Consider the following 695-nt stretch of genomic DNA (forward strand, 5'->3'; position numbering starts at 1 on the left):
CTTGAAAAGCACATATTTTCCACCCCTCATCGTGATTGATAACCTCTTTTATATTCCCCTGTTCATCAAAAAAAAAACTCTCTGCCTATTCTTTCATTTGGAAAAAATGTTATTACTTGCTTAATATTTCCACTAAGGTCATAATAAATAATTTTCCGTTCTTTAGTTTTTAGATTGTCAATATATTTCAAATAGGCTTCACACCAATCTTTTTGATACCAACCATTTGATATACTAATATCTAAACTATCATTTTTCACTCTCTCAGGGGGGGGTAGGAAGTTTTTTATCTTCTTGTGTAATACTATCGTTACAAACACAAGAAATAGTTTGTAGTTCGTTATCACTCATCACCTTGCACGAAGAAAAAAGTAGAGTAAATATAAGTATTAATAATTTAACATAAGGTGATTTCCTTAAAATATCCCATTGCCATTTAAAAGTACTTTTAAAGTTTTTACCCATAATTATAACTCCTTGTTGCTTTTTCTCATAATTTTTCCTGTATCGCTATTTATATAAAGATATACCCATTTATAACGTCTGTTTTTATACATAGCAAGCCACGCTCTTTTACCTTTATATTTATCCCTATACACTCGCCAAAGAGGTTCTTCTTTATCATAATTATTCCCTGCATATCTTTTAGCAATAAACAGTGCTTGAAAAGCACATATTTTCCACCCCTCATCGTG

The 695-nt window shown here is 30.6% G+C and carries 1 pseudogene; it reads right to left on the reverse strand.

From position 1 onward, the window contains the following. Positions 1-467: 467 nt before the first annotated feature. Positions 468-695: pseudogene (locus HMPREF9072_RS12435) on the reverse strand (hypothetical protein); the annotation flags it as partial.

It is taken from the genome of Capnocytophaga sp. oral taxon 324 str. F0483 (assembly GCF_000318315.2).
In the GTDB taxonomy this organism is placed as follows: Bacteria; Bacteroidota; Bacteroidia; order Flavobacteriales; family Flavobacteriaceae; genus Capnocytophaga; species Capnocytophaga ochracea.